Below are 17,439 nucleotides of genomic sequence, written 5' to 3'. Positions count from 1 at the left end.
CTTCTTCCGCTACGGCCACTCCCGGTTCTGGCAAACGAGAGGGCGCCTGTCCATGAATTCAGCACGGTGCTTACGGAGTGTCGTAACGATCAGCGGCTTGTCGGCGGCGATTGCCCTGTCGTTGGCAGGTCCCGCTTCGGCCGACCCGGTCACGGAGGCGCTGGCTAACACGTCCTGCAGCTACGGGCAGGTGACGGCCGCCTTGAATGCGGAGGCTCCGGCGCTGGCCAGACAGCTCGGTGCGCGGCCGGATATGCAGGCCAATATTCAACAGTTCCTGGCCATGCCGGTAGACCAGCGTCAGCAGCAGCTGGCGCAGCAGCAAGCGGTGAACCCACAGCTGCAAGCGATGATCTATGCCCAGATCGGTCCGCAGATAACGCAGGTCGCGAACACCTGCATGAATTACTGACTCGGCGCTTGGTCGAACGTCGGGTCGGCTCGTACGGGCCTATCCGCGCCGGCAACCACACACCGTGAACGCGGTTATGGTCTTTGTTCCGACCTTTGGCTTGACTATCGGCGTATGCCCGCTCTGGGTGAAATCGGCCGGCCTCGGATTTGCTGCACCGCCGGCGCCCGCGTCGGTGTAAGTGACCAAGAAGCGACCCCCCGCGCGTCATTTCGGCAACGGCCGTGGTACACGGCGGCGTAGGATCCGCACAGAGTTACCGCCGGGTAGGTCACCGGGCGTGTGAACGTGTTCTAAAACCGGGATTTGTCGCGCGCGTAAAGCTAGAGTCCCTCCTCATGCAGGCCACCTTGGCTAACTATCATCCGACTTACGGCGCCTCTGTAGCGCTAGTTGATCGACCCGACGTCGGTGAAGCACTAGCAGCGATCCGCAGGCCGGTTGCCGTCGTGAACTCGGCGCTAGGGCCGCGTGCCGTACTCCTTGACGGCGTCGGTCAACTCACCTCCGAGATCCTGAGCCAAGGCCTGCTTGCCGTGCTGCCGGCGATCTATCCCGAATGGCTCGGCGAGCGCAGTTTCGCAGCGACCCATGGTGTGCGATTCCCCTACGTCGTCGGTGAGATGGCCCGCGGCATCGCGACGCCACAGATGACCGTCGAGGGTGTGCGCGCCGGGGTGATGGCGTTCTACGGCAGCGCCGGGCTGGACCTCGCCACCGTCGAAGCCGGCGTACTGGAAATTCAGGCAGCCCTGGGACGGGACTCCGGCGGCTGGGGCGCCAACCTGATCCACAACGTCCAGAGCGACGGCGTCGAATTAGCGACAGTGGACCTGTTCCATCGCCTCGGTGTCCGCTACGTGTCCGCCTCAGCGTTCATGCGACTCACCCCCGCGATCGTCCTCTACGCGGCTAAAGGTCTGCGTCGTGACGCGCACGGGCACGTCGTCCGGGCCGGGCACATTTTCGCGAAAGTCTCTCGTGACGAGGTCGCTCGCCAGTTCCTTTCGCCTGCACCGGAAGCGATGCTGAGCGCGCTCGTCGCCGAGGGGCGCATCACCGCAGAAGAATCAGCGCTTGCCAGCCAAATCCCCATCGCGGAAGACATCACCGCCGAAGCCGATTCGGGTGGTCACACCGATAACCGCGCATTGACCGTGTTGCTTCCGCGGCTGATCAGCCTGCGCGATGAGATCGCCGCGACCTATGGCTATCCCGTCCTGCCCCGGGTCGGAGCGGCTGGCGGGCTGGGTACCCCCGCCGCTGTCGCGGCCGCGTTCGCCGCCGGGGCCGCCTACGTGCTGACCGGTTCGGTCAACCAGTCGGCAGTGGAGAGTGGCCTGTCACCTGATGCCCGAAGCTTGTTGGGGCTCGCTGAATCCACTGACGTGGCGATGGCGCCCGCCGCCGACATGTTCGAGATGGGCGTGACCGTGCAAGTTCTCAAGCGCGGCACAATGTTCGCCCAACGCGGGCACCGCCTGGCTGATTTCTATCGCCGCTACTCCGCACTCGAAGAGGCCCCGGCCGACGAGCTGGCGAACCTCGAAAAGACGGTCCTTGGACGCAGTGTCGCCGACATCTGGGCGGACACCGAGGCGTTCTTCGCCAAGAGCGACCCACGCCAGGTGGAGCGCGCCGCCGCGGACCCGAGGCATCGCATGGCCCTGGTGTTCCGCTGGTACCTGTTCACGGGTTCCCAGTGGGCGCGTGACGGCAACACTGAACGCCGCGCTGACTACCAGATCTGGTGTGGTCCAGCGATGGGAGCCTTCAACCAATGGGTGCGAGGAAGCTTCCTCGAGCCGGTGGAGGCACGCACGGTTCGCCAGATCGCGCTCAACCTGCTTGAGGGTGCGGCGACCGTGACTCGAGCCGGGCAGCTTCGCGCTTCGGGCGTCGCGATGCCGCCTTCCGCCTTTGATTTCCGTCCACGTCCCCTCGGATAAGGGTTACCTTGACTGACAACACGCACCAGCCCACTGCCACTCCGATCGCCGTGGTCGCCATGTCGGCGATCTACCCGGGCGAGTCGGGGCTCACCGGCTTCTGGCGCACCATCACCGCCGGCCGTGACGCCATCAGCGAGGTACCGCCCTCGCACTGGCTGATCGCCGACTACTACGACGCCGACCCCAAGGCGCCGGACAAGACCTACTGCAAGCGCGGCGGCTTCATCGACCCGGTGAACTTCGATCCGGTCAAATTCGGTCTGCCGCCCAATGCACTACCGTCGACCGATACCGGACAGATCCTCGCATTGATCGCGGCAAAACAGCTGCTAGATCAGGTGCAGCGTGAAGGCGTGGAAGTCGACCTGGACCGGGTGGACGTGGTGCTCGGCGTCGCTTCGACAACCGAACTCGTTGTGCAGATGGGTTCGCGGATGCAACGCCCGATCTGGCGTAAAGCGCTGCTGGAGAACGGGCTGTCGGAGGGCGAAGCGGACGAGATCTGCCAGGACATCGCCGATCACTATGTGCCGTGGCAGGAAAGCACGTTCCCAGGTCTGCTCGGCAACGTCATCGCCGGTCGCGTCGCCAACCGCCTCAACCTCGGCGGTGCCAACTTCGTCACCGACGCCGCGTGCGCCAGTTCGCTTTCGGCGCTGCAGTCGGCATTGCACAGGCTGTATCTGCACGAGTCGGATGTGGTGCTGACCGGCGGCGTCGATGCACTGAACGACGTGATGATGTACATGTGCTTCTCCAAGACGCCAGCATTCTCGGCGACCGGTGATTGCCGGCCGTTCTCCGATGGCGCTGACGGCACGATCATCGGTGAGGGTGTCGGCATGGTCGCGCTCAAGCGCCTCGCCGATGCCGAGCGCGACGGGGACCAGATCCATGCGGTGATTCGCGGCTTGGGCTCCTCCTCCGACGGGCGCGCGTCCAGCGTCTACGCCCCGCGCTCCGAAGGGCAGGCCAAGGCGCTGCGCCGTGCCTACGAACGGGCCGGTTACGACCCGTCGACGGTCGAACTCATCGAGGCGCACGGCACCGCGACCAAAGCGGGCGACGTCGCCGAATTCGCCGGGTTGAAGTCGGTGTTCACCGACGGCTCGGCGCGAATCGCACTCGGATCGGTGAAGTCTCAGATCGGCCACACCAAGGCGGCGGCAGGTGCTGCAGGTCTCATCAAAGCCGTTCTTGCGCTCCAGCATTCAATACTGCCCGGGACGTTGAAGGTCGATCGCCCGAACCCCGCGATGGGGATCGAGGAATCGCCGTTCTATGTCAACACACAGACCCGGCCCTGGGTGCGCAAGAGCGACCAGCCTCGACGCGCGTCGGTCAGCTCCTTCGGCTTTGGGGGTAGCAACTTCCACGTGACGCTGGAGGAGTACCAAGGCGAGCACCGCGCCAGGCGGTTGCGGGCATTGCCCAGCGAGCTCGTGGTGCTGAGCGCGCAATCCGAGGCCGATCTGCAGAAGCGGGCCGCGGACATCGTCGCCGCCGCGCGTTCTGGCGAGAGCCTTGCCCGTATCGCTTTCGAGGCCGCCGACGAGTTCGATGCCGCGCAACCCGCGCGCGCGGGTCTGGTGGCGACGGATACCGAATCGCTTGCGGCAGTTGCAGAACGGCTGCGCACCGCGCTGGCCGACGGCAAGGCCGCCGAGCTCAAGGACGCCAATATTACGGTCGGCTTCGGGCCGGCCCGCGAAGGCAAGACGGCATTCCTGTTCCCCGGCCAAGGCAGCCAGTACGTCGGGATGGGTGGCGATCTCGCGATCAGCTTCCCCGAAGCGCTCGCGGTATGGGATGGGCTCGAGGGCGATCTGACCGATCTGCCCGGTGTTGTGTTCCCAGAGCCGGTATTCGACGCGTCCGCGGTAGACGCACAGAAGAAAGAGCTCACCGCGATGGCCAACGCCCAGCCGGCCATCGCCGCGACCAGCCTGGCTCAGCTTGCGCTGCTCGACGTCCTCGGCGTGAGTGCCACGGCGGCCGCGGGCCACAGCTTCGGCGAGGTTACTGCGCTGGCCGCGGCGGGTGTACTTCCGACGGAGCGTCTCGTCGAGACGGCCCGTACCCGCGGCACACTGATGAACGAAGCCGGCCAAGGCAAGGACGGTGCGATGCTGGCGGTCTCGGCGACCGCCGAAGACGTGCGGGCGCTGCTGGATACCAGTGAGGCGGGTTCGCTGGTCATCGCCAACGACAACGCCCCCACCCAGGTGGTGCTGGCTGGATACGACTCCGATATCGCGTGGGCACAGACCGCGGCGAAAGCGAAGGGCTGGACAGCGGTCCGGCTGCCGGTGGCCTCGGCGTTCCACTCGGAGATCGTGGCATCGAGCAGCGCACCGTTGACGGCGTATCTGAAGACGTTGAAGATCGGGCAGCCCAACTTCCCGGTCTACGCGAACGCCACCGCGCAGCAGTACAGCGAGAACGTCGCCGAGCAACTCGGCGACCAGGTCCAGCAGGTGGTGCGGTTCCGCGAAATGATCGAGGCGATGGCCCGCGACGGGGTGACGCGCTTCATCGAAGTTGGCCCCGGCCGGGTCCTGACCGGACTTGTGGGAAAGATCCTGGGCACATCGGCACACATCGCGGTCGCCCTCGACGACCCGAAGGCCGACGGCCTCCGCGGTTGGCATCGTGGACTGGCCGCATTGGCGGCCGATGGTGTGGCGCTTGATCTCGTCGCTCTCTTCGATCATTACGAAGAACCGGAGAAGTTCGTTCCAGCGCCCAAGCACGCCGTCAAGGTCGGGGGAGCGAACCTCGGCAAGCCTTACCCGCCCGTCGACGGCAAGACGTCGATCACGCCGAAGCGCACCCGGGTCCGCGTGCAGAGTGCGCCGCCGGCAGCGGCACAAGCACCTGCGCCGGCTCCGGCTCCGGCGGTCCAGCGGATGGAGGCGCCCGCCGTTGCGGCGCCGCAGACCCAGGCGCCGGCCCAGCAGCAAGCGCCGGTAGTCCAGCAGGCGCCGGTGGTGCACCAGCAGGCTTCGGTGGTTCAGCAACAGGCGGAGGTCATCGAGGCGCCGCTGTCTGGCGACGTGTGGAGCATCATCGACAGCATCCAGAAGGAGACCGCGGAGCAGCACCAGCGCTATATGGATGTGGTGACGCAAAGCCACCAGGCCTTCCTGGATATGTCCACGCAGATGATGGCCCAGATCGTGGGCGATCCGGCGGTCGTTGCGCAAGCACCAAGGGCGCTGCCGAGCGTTGCACCACGGCAGGTTTCGGCCCCAGTCGTCGCGGCGCCGGCCGTCGTACCGCCGGTGGCTGTCGCCCCGGTTGCGTCCGCACCGGTTGCCGCACCAGTCGCCGTCGCCGCGCCGGCAACCGTAGCCCCGGCACCGGTCGCACCATCGGCGCCAGCGCCTGCCGTGCCTGCGGCTGCTCCGTCGGTGTCGGCGGGTGATGTGGTGTTGTCGATTGTTTCGGAGAAGACGGGTTATCCGGTTGACATGCTCGGGTTGGGCATGGAGATGGAGGCCGAGCTGGGGATTGATTCGATTAAGCAGGTCGAGATTTTGGCGGCGTTGCAGGCGAAGTTCCCTGGTGCTCCGGAGATTCCGGCGTCTGAGTTGTCGAATCTGCGCACGTTGCAGGACGTCGTGGACACCGTCGCGGGGTTCGCAGCACCTGCGGCGGCGGCTGCGGTAGTTGCGCCGATGGTGACTGCTCCGGCAGTTCCGGCGGGTGATGTGGTGTTGTCGATTGTTTCGGAGAAGACGGGTTATCCGGTTGACATGCTCGGGTTGGGCATGGAGATGGAGGCCGAGCTGGGGATTGATTCGATTAAGCAGGTCGAGATTTTGGCGGCGTTGCAGGCGAAGTTCCCTGGTGCTCCGGAGATTCCGGCGTCTGAGTTGTCGAATCTGCGCACGTTGCAGGACGTCGTGGACACCGTCGCGGGGTTCGCAGCACCTGCGGCGGCGGCTGCGGTAGTTGCGCCGATGGTGACTGCTCCGGCAGTTCCGGCGGGTGATGTGGTGTTGTCGATTGTTTCGGAGAAGACGGGTTATCCGGTTGACATGCTCGGGTTGGGCATGGAGATGGAGGCCGAGCTGGGGATTGATTCGATTAAGCAGGTCGAGATTTTGGCGGCGTTGCAGGCGAAGTTCCCTGGTGCTCCGGAGATTCCGGCGTCTGAGTTGTCGAATCTGCGCACGTTGCAGGACGTCGTGGACACCGTCGCGGGGTTCGCAGCACCTGCGGCGGCGGCTGCGGTAGTTGCGCCGATGGTGACTGCTCCGGCAGTTCCGGCGGGTGATGTGGTGTTGTCGATTGTTTCGGAGAAGACGGGTTATCCGGTTGACATGCTCGGGTTGGGCATGGAGATGGAGGCCGAGCTGGGGATTGATTCGATTAAGCAGGTCGAGATTTTGGCGGCGTTGCAGGCGAAGTTTCCTGGTGCTCCGGAGATTCCGGCGTCTGAGTTGTCGAATCTGCGCACGTTGCAGGACGTCGTGGACACTGTCTCCGGCTTCGCTGCCGGCGGTCGTGTGGAGCAGACCGCCGCAGTCCAGTCGGCCCCGCCGACCTCGGCGGCAGTCGGCTTGTCCTGCACGGAAACTGAGCTTCGGGCGGCTCCGCCCAGCGGGTTGGCAATGGCAGGCCTGCGCGACGGCGTCGTCTTCATCACCCGTGAAGACCCTGCCTTCGCCGAAGCGCTCGAGCGTGCGATGAATGCCCGCGGACTCCAGGCGCGGACGGTCGACGAGGCGCCCGCCGAAGCGGGTGCTGTCATCAGCCTCGCGGCGCTGGCGCCGGCCCGCACACCCGACGACTGTGTCGCGGTGCACGTGCGGGCATTCCACGCCGCACGCAGCGTCGCCAAGAGCAGTACGCGAACCAGGCTTTTCGTCACCGTGCAGTCGACAGGTGCCCGTTTCGTCGCCGCAGACGTACCGGTCGGAGTCGCGAGCCTGGTGAAAACCGCCGGCTGGGAGTGGCCAAATGCTTCGGTGCGCGCTGTCGATATGGAAACCCTCGACGCCGACCGGCTGACAGCCGAACTGCTCGAGGGCGGCAGCGGTATCGAGGTCGCCCTGCGCGCTGATGGCACCCGGCTGGTTGCCGTCGACGACATCGAATCTTCGGTGGGAGAGGGTGAGACGATCAGCGTCGTGCCGGGCGGCGTGGTCGTGGTCACCGGTGGCGCGCGTGGTGTGACGGCAGAGTCGGCGCTGGCGCTGGCCAAGCGTCACGGCCTGCGACTCGCTCTCCTTGGCCGTACGCCGCTGCGTGAGGTCACTGCTGACGAGCCATCGGGTACCACCGCCGCCGAGATCGCCACCGCGCTGGCAGCATCGGCGCGGGCTCGTGGCGAGCAGCTGAGCCTGCCGCAGGCTCGGGCGCAGGCCGAGAGCCTGCTGGCCACGCGGGAGGTCCGCGCCACACTGGCGTCCGCGGAGCGGCAAGGTACTCCGGCTCGCTACTTCGCGGCGAGCATTACGGATGAGGCTGCACTGCGCGGCGTGCTGGACGAGGTTCGGCAGAACTTCGGGCCGATCGTTGGTGTGGTCCACGGTGCCGGCGTCCTTGCCGACAAGCGCCTAGAAGACCTAGACGACGACGGATTCGTCAAGGTGTTCACCACCAAACTGATTGGTGCAGAAGCACTCCTGGATGCAACGTCGACCGACGAGCTGCGTTTCATTTCGCTGTTCTCCTCGATCGCGGCGCGGGCCGGAAATCCGGGACAGTCCGCATACGCCTCGGCCAACGCGGCGCTGGAGGCCATCGCGGCCCGTGAGTCGGTGCGCCGCAACGGAGAGTGCGTGGTTCGCGCATTCGGCTGGGGGCCGTGGGACGGCGGGATGGTTGACGCGACGCTGAAGAGCCGGTTCCTCGCCGGCGGCGTTGGTGTCATCCCGATCGCCGAGGGTGCACAGTTCTTCGCTGACCACGCGTTGTGCCGGTCGTCGGCAAGCGCGGTCGTCGTAGCCGCACCGGCCGAGCCGCGGCTTCGCGCGGCACGCCTGGAATGGGAGGTGTCGGCCGAGGACCTGCCGGTGCTGACCGATCACCAGGTCCGCGGCCGGGTTGTGGTGCCGGTGGTGATCGCGCTGGATGCGATGCTGCGCGCGGCACGTGGGCTCGTTGCCGATGCGTGTCCGGTGGTCCGTGACTTCCAGGTGCTCTCGGGAGTCACGTTCGCCGAACACGAACGGCAATCTCTCACCATCGATTTCGAGCCGGCCGGCTCGTCCTACACCGTCTCGATCAGTGATTGTGAGGGCCGGGCCCGCTACCGCGCCACGGTGGACACCGCGGCTGTCGCCGAACCAGAACTGTCGGTTCCGCAGATAACGGGGTCGGACTGGCCACTGGGTGTCGACGAGGCATACGCCGGCCCGCTGTTCCACGGGCCGCAGTTCGCCGTCATCGAACAACTTGGCAGCTTCGGAACTGCGGGTGGTACAGCAACTCTCAACAGCCTCGACGGCCTCGGCTGGCCGCAGAACGGCTGGGCGATCGACGCCGCCAGCATCGATGGCGGCCTGCAGCTGGGCATCATATGGGCGAGCGCGCAGGGCCGTCCCCTGGTGCTGCCGGTGCGGATCGGTCGTGTCCTGCTGCACCGTGCCTTCGGTGACGGCCGTATCGGGCGTTGCCGGTTGGCTGCGCATCCGGTGAACGACAAGCGCGTCGACTTCGATATCGCGTACGAAACCTCCGACGGTGCGCTCTTCGCAACGCTCGAGGGTGTGGAGTTCTACGCTGCGGGCGCCGCCGCGGACACGTCGGCGTGAGCGGGTTCGACCCCGTCGCGATCGTCGGACGCAGTTGCGTACTGCCTGGTGCAGCCACGCCGGAGGAGCTGTTCGATGCCTCGCTGGGTGGACGCTGCCTGCTGACACCCACCCCGCGCGACCGGTGGTGTGGGGTGGATCCCGGAATGCTGTTGGCCAGCGACAAACAGGGGCTGCGGGTTTCGTCAGCCACCGGGGGCTATGTCGAGACATCGTTTGACCTGACTCAATTCGCCTCGCGAATGCCCGATTTCGACCAGCTTGACCCGATCGTTGCCTGGCTTGCCCAGTGCGCGCAGCAGGCGCTGGGCGGGCCGATCGCGGCGCCGCGGACCGGTCTGATCGTCGGCAACCTGTCGTATCCCAGCACGATGGGGACTGCGTTTGTCGAGGCTGTCTGGACAGGCCAAGGAAACGACGATCCGCGCAACCGCTTCTCGTCGGGGCTGCCGATACACCTGGTTGCCGGTGCGATGGAGATGACCGGACCGGTCTATGCGCTCGACGCGGCCTGCGCATCATCGCTTTACGCCATCAAACTCGCGTGCGATGCCCTGCACGACGGTGGTGCCGACCTGATGCTCGCGGGCGGGGTCAACGGCTCGGACGACCTGTTCCTGCATCTGGGTTTCACATCGCTGCAAGCGCTCAGCCCGTCGGGTCGGTCCCGTCCCTTCCACGCGGAAGCCGACGGCCTGGTTCCCGCACAAGGTGCCGCGCTGGTCGCGCTGAAGCGCCTCGGCGACGCCGAACGCGATGGTGACGACATCCTTGGTGTGATCATGGGGGTCGGGCTCTCGAACGACGGGCGCCAGAGCGGCTTCTTGGCACCGGCTGTGGGAGGTCAGACTCGTGCGATGCTGTCGGCCCTCGAGCAGGCGGGGCTGACGCCGGCCGATATCGACTATGTGGACTGTCACGCCACCGGCACACCGCTGGGCGACGCTACGGAGCTGCAGAGCATCGCGGCTGCCTACGGCGACGTTCCGCTGAAGCTGGGTGCGCTGAAAGGAAATCTGGGCCACACCATCACGGTGTCCGGCGCGGCCAGCTTGGTGAATGTGCTGTCCGCTATGCAGGCCTCGACCATTCCACCGACGTTGTGCGAGAAGCCGACCGACAAGCTCGGCGGTACGCCGTTCACATTGGTCACCACGCCAACGGCGTGGGACGGCCCGGTCAAGCGCGCCGCGGTCAGCAACTTCGGGTTCGGTGGAAACAACGCTCATTTGATCGTCGAGAATTACCGGGGACCACGCGATTCAGTCGTTCGGCAACAACCGCCCACCGACGAGATCGTGATCTGTGGAATTGGTGTGGTCACTGGCGACGCACGCGACGCAGACGCGTTCCGTCGCCGGGTGCTGGGGCCAGAGGCGCAGCCCATCCCACTCGATGTCGTTGCGCTTGAGCTTGCCGGACTTGGTTTTCCGCCCAACGAGCTCGCCGGGAGCCTGAGCCAGCAGACGGTGATGCTGGCGGCCGCAGGGCAGGCGTTGCGTAACGTGAACACCGATCCGGAGCGGACCGGCGTCTTCGTCGGCATGGGCTGCGATGCCACCATTGCCCGGCAACGGTTGCGGGTGCTGAACACCGACAATGACCGTTGGCTGGAGGCCAACAAAGAGGCCGCCCCGAAACTGACTGCCGACGGTGTGATCGGGACCATGCCGAATATTCCCGCCAACCGCATCCACGCGCAGCGCGACTTCCGCGGATTCGGCTTCACCGTATCCACCGAGGAACTGTCCGCGATCACCGCGCTGCAGATCGGCATCCGGGCGTTGCGGCATCGCGAACTCGATACTGTGGTCGCCGGCGCGGTCGACATGTGTTGTGAGCCAGCACATTCACGAGCGGCGGACGCACTGGCTGAAGACACCAGCGTGGCCCACGGCGACGCGGCGGTGGCCTTCGTCCTCAAGCGGCGCGCCGATGCCGAAGCCGCCGGCGACGAGATCATCGCCGTCATCGATACTGACGTTGTATCGACCGCTGAGGATCCGAACTTCGCTTCCGGGCGGTTCGGCCGCACCCATGCGGCCAGCGCTGCCGTTGAGATCGCAGCGCGCGCGGAGGCGGTGCGGGCGCGGGTACGGGTGGACCGGGCCGGTGCGCAGCCGGCACCGGGTGGCACAGCGGCCGCGGTGTGGGTCGAGGCGTTGGGCGGACGCGCCGACGGTATTACCGTGTCTGCCGCCGGTGGCGCACCAAAGCCGCTGGCTCTCGGCGTCGTCCCGGTATCGGAGCGTTACGCCGGTGCCAGCAGGGCTGATGTGCTGAGCCGGATGCAGCGCGGCGAATCCGGTGGCAGCGGGCCGGTGCGGTGTTCGTTGGTGGGGGACAGCCAGGCAGGAGTGGACACGCTTCGGCAGCAGGCCATACAGCGCCTGGAACGTGGCGAGCTACCGGTCATCCCGGGCATCGCGTTCGCCGACGCACCGATGTCCGGCGAACTGGCGTTCACGTTCACTGGTGCGGCTGCGGCGTACCCGGGTGCCGGGCGTGATCTGTTGTTCGCGTGGCCCGAGATCGGCGATGCACTCACCCAACGCTTCTCCGGTGTTGGCGATCTTGCTCGCGCTTTGCACGGTGCCGGGATTACCACCCTGGACCCGCGCACCCAGCTGACCGGTTGTGCTCTGGTCTGTCAGTCGCAGGCCGAGTTCTCCCGCACCGTCCTTGGCCTCAAACCCACTGCTGCCATCGGCCTTTCGTCGGGCGAAACGAACTCGCTGATGGCCTTTGGGGTCTGGAGCGACCTGGAACCGATGCTCGATGAGATCGAGGCGTCGGGTATGTATGGCGATGAGCTGACCGGCGAATGTCGGGTGGCGGCGGCCGACTGGGGGCTGGGTGACCAACCGGCCCCGTGGGAGTGCTGGCGTATTACGGCGCCCAGATCCTTGGTTGATGCGGCGCTGGCCGTCGAGCCGCGCGCCTACATGACGATCGTTCAGGCACCCGACGATTGCGTCATCGGCGGGGATCCCGCGGCGTGCCGACGGGTGATCGACGCCGTCCCTGGAGCGACGGCGATACCCCTTGGCCTGGACATGGTCATCCATTGCGAAGCAATGGCACCGTTCGCCGACACCTGGCGCAACATCCACACCCGGGAGACGCACGAGGTGCCGGACATCCGGTTCTACACCAACGCGGTCAACCGTGCCTATGTGCCCACCCGGGAGGCGGCCGCCGAGGCGATCACCCGGCAAGCCCTCGAACCGATCGATTTCCCCGCGACGGTGCTTCAAGCGTGGGAGGACGGCGTTCGCGTCTTCGTCGAGCACGGGCCCCGCGCGATCTTGACCGCGGCGGTCTCAAAAATCCTCGGGGATCGCCCCCATCTGGCAGTCGCGCTGGACCCCCAGGAACGCCGCGGGCTGCGCGCCCTGGCCGAGTCCGTCGGCAAGCTGTGGGCTCACGGGCTGCCGGTCGACATCGATGCATTCGACATGCGCATCCAGCAATTGCGTGACCAGGGCCAGGTGGCGTCGTCGGAGAACACCCGCACGCTGACGTTGGCCGCCCATTGGCCGGATATCGTGCCGACTCCCCAAACGTCCCGGAATGCACCGACGCCTGAGGCGTCCAAGAATGGAAGCGCGCCCATGCCAGAAGTGGACCACGGAAATGTTCAAGTCATGCCGCCCGCGCCGGTCCACCCCGGGCCACTGGTGGTCGCCCAGGAGGTCGTCGTGCAGTCTGTGCCCGACACCAGGACCGCGATCGCCCGACCGGTCGTCCCTGCCGCCGCGGCGTTCAGCGATCAGACGGCCGCGGCGCTGAATCTGGTTGCCTCGGTGAGTGATGCGCATTCGGCGTTCCTCGATCGGCAAGCAGAGGCCCACGCGTCATTCCTGAAGTCGCGCGGCGATCTTCTTGCGCTGGTGTCTGGGCGGCGGGGATCAGTGTCTGCGGCCGCGGCCAGTGCTCCAGTGATTTACGCACCCGCACCCGCACCCGTGGCGAGTGCGCCCACGCCGGCGGCCGCGGCACCGAGTGCACCGCCGCCACCGCCGCCACCGCCGGTGACGGTCAAGCCCGCACCCGCGCGGAGCGCTCCCACTCCGGCGCCGACCAAGCGCCCGGCGCCGGTCAAGGAACCGCTGTGGTCCCGCGACCAGCTGGAAATCCTTGCAGGAGGCAATGTTTCGGAGGTCATGGGACCGAAGTTCGCCGAGTACGACCAGTACGAGCGCCTGGTCCGGATGCCGGAGCCACCGCTGCTCCTGGCGGATCGGGTGATGAGCATCGAGGGCGAACCCGGCACGATGGGTACCGGCCTCATCGTCACCGAGACCGATGTCGATCCGAACGCCTGGTACATCCACAACGGTCGGATGTCGCCGGGTGTGGTGATCGAGAGCGGCCAGGCGGACCTGCTGCTCGCCTCGTGGTTGGGTGCGGATTTCAGCAACCGCAGTGAGCGGGTCTACCGCCTGCTCGGTTGCGATCTGACATTCATGGGCGAGCTGCCCAAAGGTGGCGACACGCTGCACTACGAGATCCACATCGACGGCCACGCGAAAACCGGTGATACGCGTCTGTTCTTCTTCCACTACGACTGCTACATCGGTGATCGGCTGATGATCTCGGTGCGTAACGGACAGGCCGGGTTCTTCTCCGATGCCGAGCTTGCCGAGTCCGACGGGGTGTTGTGGGATGCCGCCGACGATGCACCGCGGGACGGCGCAGTGCGTGACGAACCCCCCGTCGTCACCGAAAAGCGTTCATTCAGCCGCGACGATCTCGACGCCTTCACCCAGGGGCACGCGTATCGGTGCTTCGGCGCTGGGTTCGAGCGGGCGGCCGCCCACACGCGGACACCGTCCCTTCCGACCGGGAAGCTGCGGTTGATCGACGAGATCGCCGAGTTCGATCCCAATGGTGGCCCCTGGGGCCGCGGCTATTTGCGCGCGACCGCCGCGGTGCCCAAGGACATGTGGTTCTACGACGGGCATTTCAAGAACGACCCCTGCATGCCAGGGACGTTGATGGCGGACGCGGCCACCCAGGCGCTGTCCTTCGCAATGGCTGCCTACGGTTTCACCATCGAGCGCGATGGTTGGCGATTCGAGCCGGTGCCCGACGATATGGCGCGCTTCGTGTGCCGCGGGCAGGTGACTCCGGACGCCGACCACATGCTCGACTACGAGGTGTTCATCGAAGAGATCATCGATGGCCCGACACCGACTGTCTTCGCCGCATTGCTCTGCCGCAGTGACGGTTTCAAGGTCTTCCACGCCCGGCGCTTCGGTATGCGCCTGGTGCCGGACTGGCCGATGCCCCCCGGCGCGCCCGGCCCGGTGCAGATCCTGGCCGGTACCAACGATGTTCGCGGTGATCAGGGCGCCCTGCTGGCCTGCGGCCGTGGCATGCCGTCGGATGCGTTCGGCGCGTTGTACGCACCGTTCGACGGCACTCGCCGGGCGCCGCGGCTGCCGGACGAGCCCTACCACTTCATGTCGCGGGTGCTCAGCGTGTCCAGCCCGCCGGGTGTGCCGACCAAGGGTGGCACCGTCGTCGCGGAATACGATGTGCCGGAAGGCGAGTGGTATTTCGCGGACGCGCACGTCGATGCGGTCCCGATGCCGGTGCTGATCGAGATCCTGCTGCAGCCGTGCGGCTGGCTGTCCTCCTATAACGGGTTCGCCGCCAATCGCGCTGACGACGTGGTGTTCCGCAACCTCGACGGTGGTGAGGTCGTGCAACGCCGTCCCGCTCGAGTCGGGACGCTGCGGGTGACGTCGACGCTGGAGCGGTTCGCCGACGGAGCCGGCTCGACGATCGTGTTCTTCGACGTCATCTGCACCCAAGACCACGAAGTCGTCATGACGATGACGACGGCCTTCGGGTTCTTCAGCCCGGAGGCGCTGAAGAACCAGGTCGGCTTGCGGACGAAACCGGGTGCGCTGGAGGCACTGTCACAGCCGGCTCCGGTCGCACTGTCCTACACCTCCCCGGAGCTCGCCGGTGCCCCATGGCTGGACCAGGGTCGCCTTCAAGTTCTCGACCGAGTCAACTTCTGGCCGGGTGGGGGAGAAGCCGGTCTGGGCCGACTGGTCGCCGAGTACGACGTCACACCCGAAGCATGGTTCTTCAAGGCCCACTTCTTCCAGGACCCGGTGCAGCCGGGCTCGCTCGGTCTGGAGGCCATGCAGCAGGCGGCTCGCGCGGCGGTCAAGTTGTCGGGATTGGCCGACGGCGGAATCGCATTCGAGCCTGTTGCTTTGGACCAGACATTTAGCTGGAAGTTCCGTGGGCAAGTGACCCCGACCAACAAGCGCACCCGATCCGAAATCGAGATCCTCTCCACGGAGCGAGATGAGCGGGGCGTGCTGATCGTTTTCGACGGCCGGTTCTGGGTGGACGATCTGTGCATCTACGAGACACGCGGGATGGGCGTCCGCGTCATCACCGCGGCATCATGAAGGGAATCATCCTCGCTGGCGGCTCGGGGACCCGCCTGCACCCGATCACGCTGGGTGTCTCAAAGCAGCTGATCCCGGTGTATGACAAGCCGATGGTGTACTACCCGCTGTCGACGCTGATGCTGGCGGGCATCCAGGACATCTTGGTGATCACCACACCCCACGACGCGGAGAGCTTCGAGCGGCTGCTGGGTGATGGATCTCGGTTCGGCGTGTCGATCACCTTCGCCCAACAGCCGTCGCCGGATGGGCTGGCTCAAGCGTTCACCATCGGCGCCGATTTCATCGGGGGCGAGAAGGTCGCACTGGTGTTGGGCGACAACCTGATTTATGGACCGGGAATGGGCAACCAGCTCAAGAGCTTCACCGATATCGACGGTGGCGCGATCTTCGCGTACTGGGTGGCGGAGCCGTCCGCGTACGGCGTCGTGGAATTCGACCCCGGCGGAATGGTGGTGTCGCTGGAGGAGAAGCCGAAACAACCCAAGAGTAACTACGCGGTGCCAGGGCTGTACTTCTACGACAATGACGTCGTGGATATCGCCCGTGATCTCTCGCCGAGTGATCGCGGTGAGTACGAGATCACCGATGTCAATCGCGCCTATCTGGAACAGGAACGGTTGCGGGTACAGGTGTTGCCGCGCGGCACCGCATGGCTGGACACCGGCACGTTCGACCAGATGACCGACGCGGCTGACTATGTGCGCACCATCGAACGCCGAACCGGTCTGAAGATCGGCGTTCCCGAGGAGATCGCCTGGCGACAAGGGTTTCTCACCGAGGATGAGATGCGCGAGCGCGCCGAGAAACTGGTGAAGTCGGGCTACGGCTCCTACCTGCTGGGCCTGCTGGAGCGAGGTTTCTAGTGACTGAGCTTCTCGTCACTGGAGGTGCGGGGTTCATCGGATCGAACTTCGTGCACTACGCGGTCGAGCACACCGACCATCACATCACCGTGCTGGACAAACTCACCTATGCCGGCAACCGTGAGTCGCTGGCCGGGCTGCCCGAAGAGCGGGTGACCTTCGTGCACGGCGACGTCGCCAATGCCGAGCTGGTCGACAAGTTGGTGGCCTCTGCCGATAGCGTCGTGCACTACGCCGCGGAAACCCACAACGACAATTCGCTCGATGACCCGGAGCCTTTTCTGCACACCAACTTGATCGGCACGTTCACGCTGATCGAGGCGGTCCGCAAGTACGGCGTTCGGTACCACCACATCTCGACCGACGAGGTCTATGGTGACCTGGCGCTGGACGACCCGGTCCGGTTCACCGAAGCCAGCCCGTACAACCCGTCGTCACCGTATTCGTCGACCAAGGCAGGCAGTGACCTGCTGGTGCGTGCGTGGATGCGTTCCTATGGTCTGCAAGCGACGATCTCGAACTGCTCCAACAACTATGGCCCCTACCAGCACGTCGAGAAGTTCATCCCCCGCCAGATCACCAACGTCCTGCGCGGCACCCGTCCCAAGCTGTACGGCGAAGGTCTCAACGTCCGTGACTGGATCCATGCCGACGATCATTCGTCGGCGGTGTTGGCGATCCTGGAGAAGGGCCGGATAGGCGAGACATACCTGATCGGCGCCAACGGCGAAAAGGACAACAAAACGGTCGTCGCACTGATCCTGACGATCCTGGGTCAAGACGCCGACGCCTACGAAAATGTCCCGGACCGCACCGGTCACGACCTGCGGTATGCCATCGATGCGACCAAACTGCGTGATGAGCTCGGGTGGCGGCCGCGATATCCTGACTTCGAGCACGGGCTGACGGCGACCATCGAGTGGTACCGCAACAACGAAAATTGGTGGGCGCCCGCCAAAGATGCCACCGAGGCTTTCTACGCCCGACTCGGGCAATGACAGGAGA

At 65.9% G+C, this 17,439-nt stretch carries 6 protein-coding genes; all 6 read left to right on the top strand.

What is annotated here, in order from left to right:
- Window positions 1–97: 97 nt before the first annotated feature.
- Window positions 98–412: a hemophore-related protein gene (locus G6N38_RS03560; protein WP_246227668.1), complete on the top strand. Its 315-nt coding sequence runs from the start codon at window positions 98–100 to the stop codon at window positions 410–412.
- A 449-nt stretch (window positions 413–861) separates the two neighbouring features.
- The gene (locus G6N38_RS03555; protein ID WP_246227666.1) at window positions 862–2,361 is read left to right on the top strand and encodes a PfaD family polyunsaturated fatty acid/polyketide biosynthesis protein; all 1,500 of its coding nucleotides are present in this window, start codon (window positions 862–864) and stop codon (window positions 2,359–2,361) included.
- An 8-nt stretch (window positions 2,362–2,369) separates the two neighbouring features.
- The gene (locus tag G6N38_RS03550) at window positions 2,370–9,131 is read left to right on the top strand and encodes a type I polyketide synthase (RefSeq protein WP_163746277.1); all 6,762 of its coding nucleotides are present in this window, start codon (window positions 2,370–2,372) and stop codon (window positions 9,129–9,131) included.
- Window positions 9,128–15,568: a beta-ketoacyl synthase N-terminal-like domain-containing protein gene (locus G6N38_RS03545; protein ID WP_163746276.1), complete on the top strand. Its 6,441-nt coding sequence runs from the start codon at window positions 9,128–9,130 to the stop codon at window positions 15,566–15,568. The genes G6N38_RS03550 and G6N38_RS03545 overlap by 4 nt, the downstream gene beginning before the upstream one ends.
- Window positions 15,565–16,434, top strand: a complete 870-nt coding sequence (gene rfbA, locus G6N38_RS03540; protein ID WP_163746275.1) for a glucose-1-phosphate thymidylyltransferase RfbA — start codon at window positions 15,565–15,567, stop codon at window positions 16,432–16,434. Before G6N38_RS03545 ends, rfbA begins: the two co-directional genes overlap by 4 nt.
- Window positions 16,434–17,432 carry a dTDP-glucose 4,6-dehydratase gene (gene rfbB, locus G6N38_RS03535; RefSeq protein WP_163746274.1) on the top strand — a complete coding sequence of 333 codons (999 nt, stop codon included), beginning with the start codon at window positions 16,434–16,436 and terminating at the stop codon, window positions 17,430–17,432. Before rfbA ends, rfbB begins: the two co-directional genes overlap by 1 nt.
- The last annotated feature ends 7 nt before the right edge of the window (window positions 17,433–17,439 follow it).

It is taken from the genome of Mycolicibacterium helvum (assembly GCF_010731895.1).
GTDB classification, from domain to species: domain Bacteria; phylum Actinomycetota; class Actinomycetes; order Mycobacteriales; family Mycobacteriaceae; genus Mycobacterium; species Mycobacterium helvum.
Note: the sequence above shows the minus strand (reverse complement) of the source record. Positions and strands in the feature narration are given on the sequence as shown.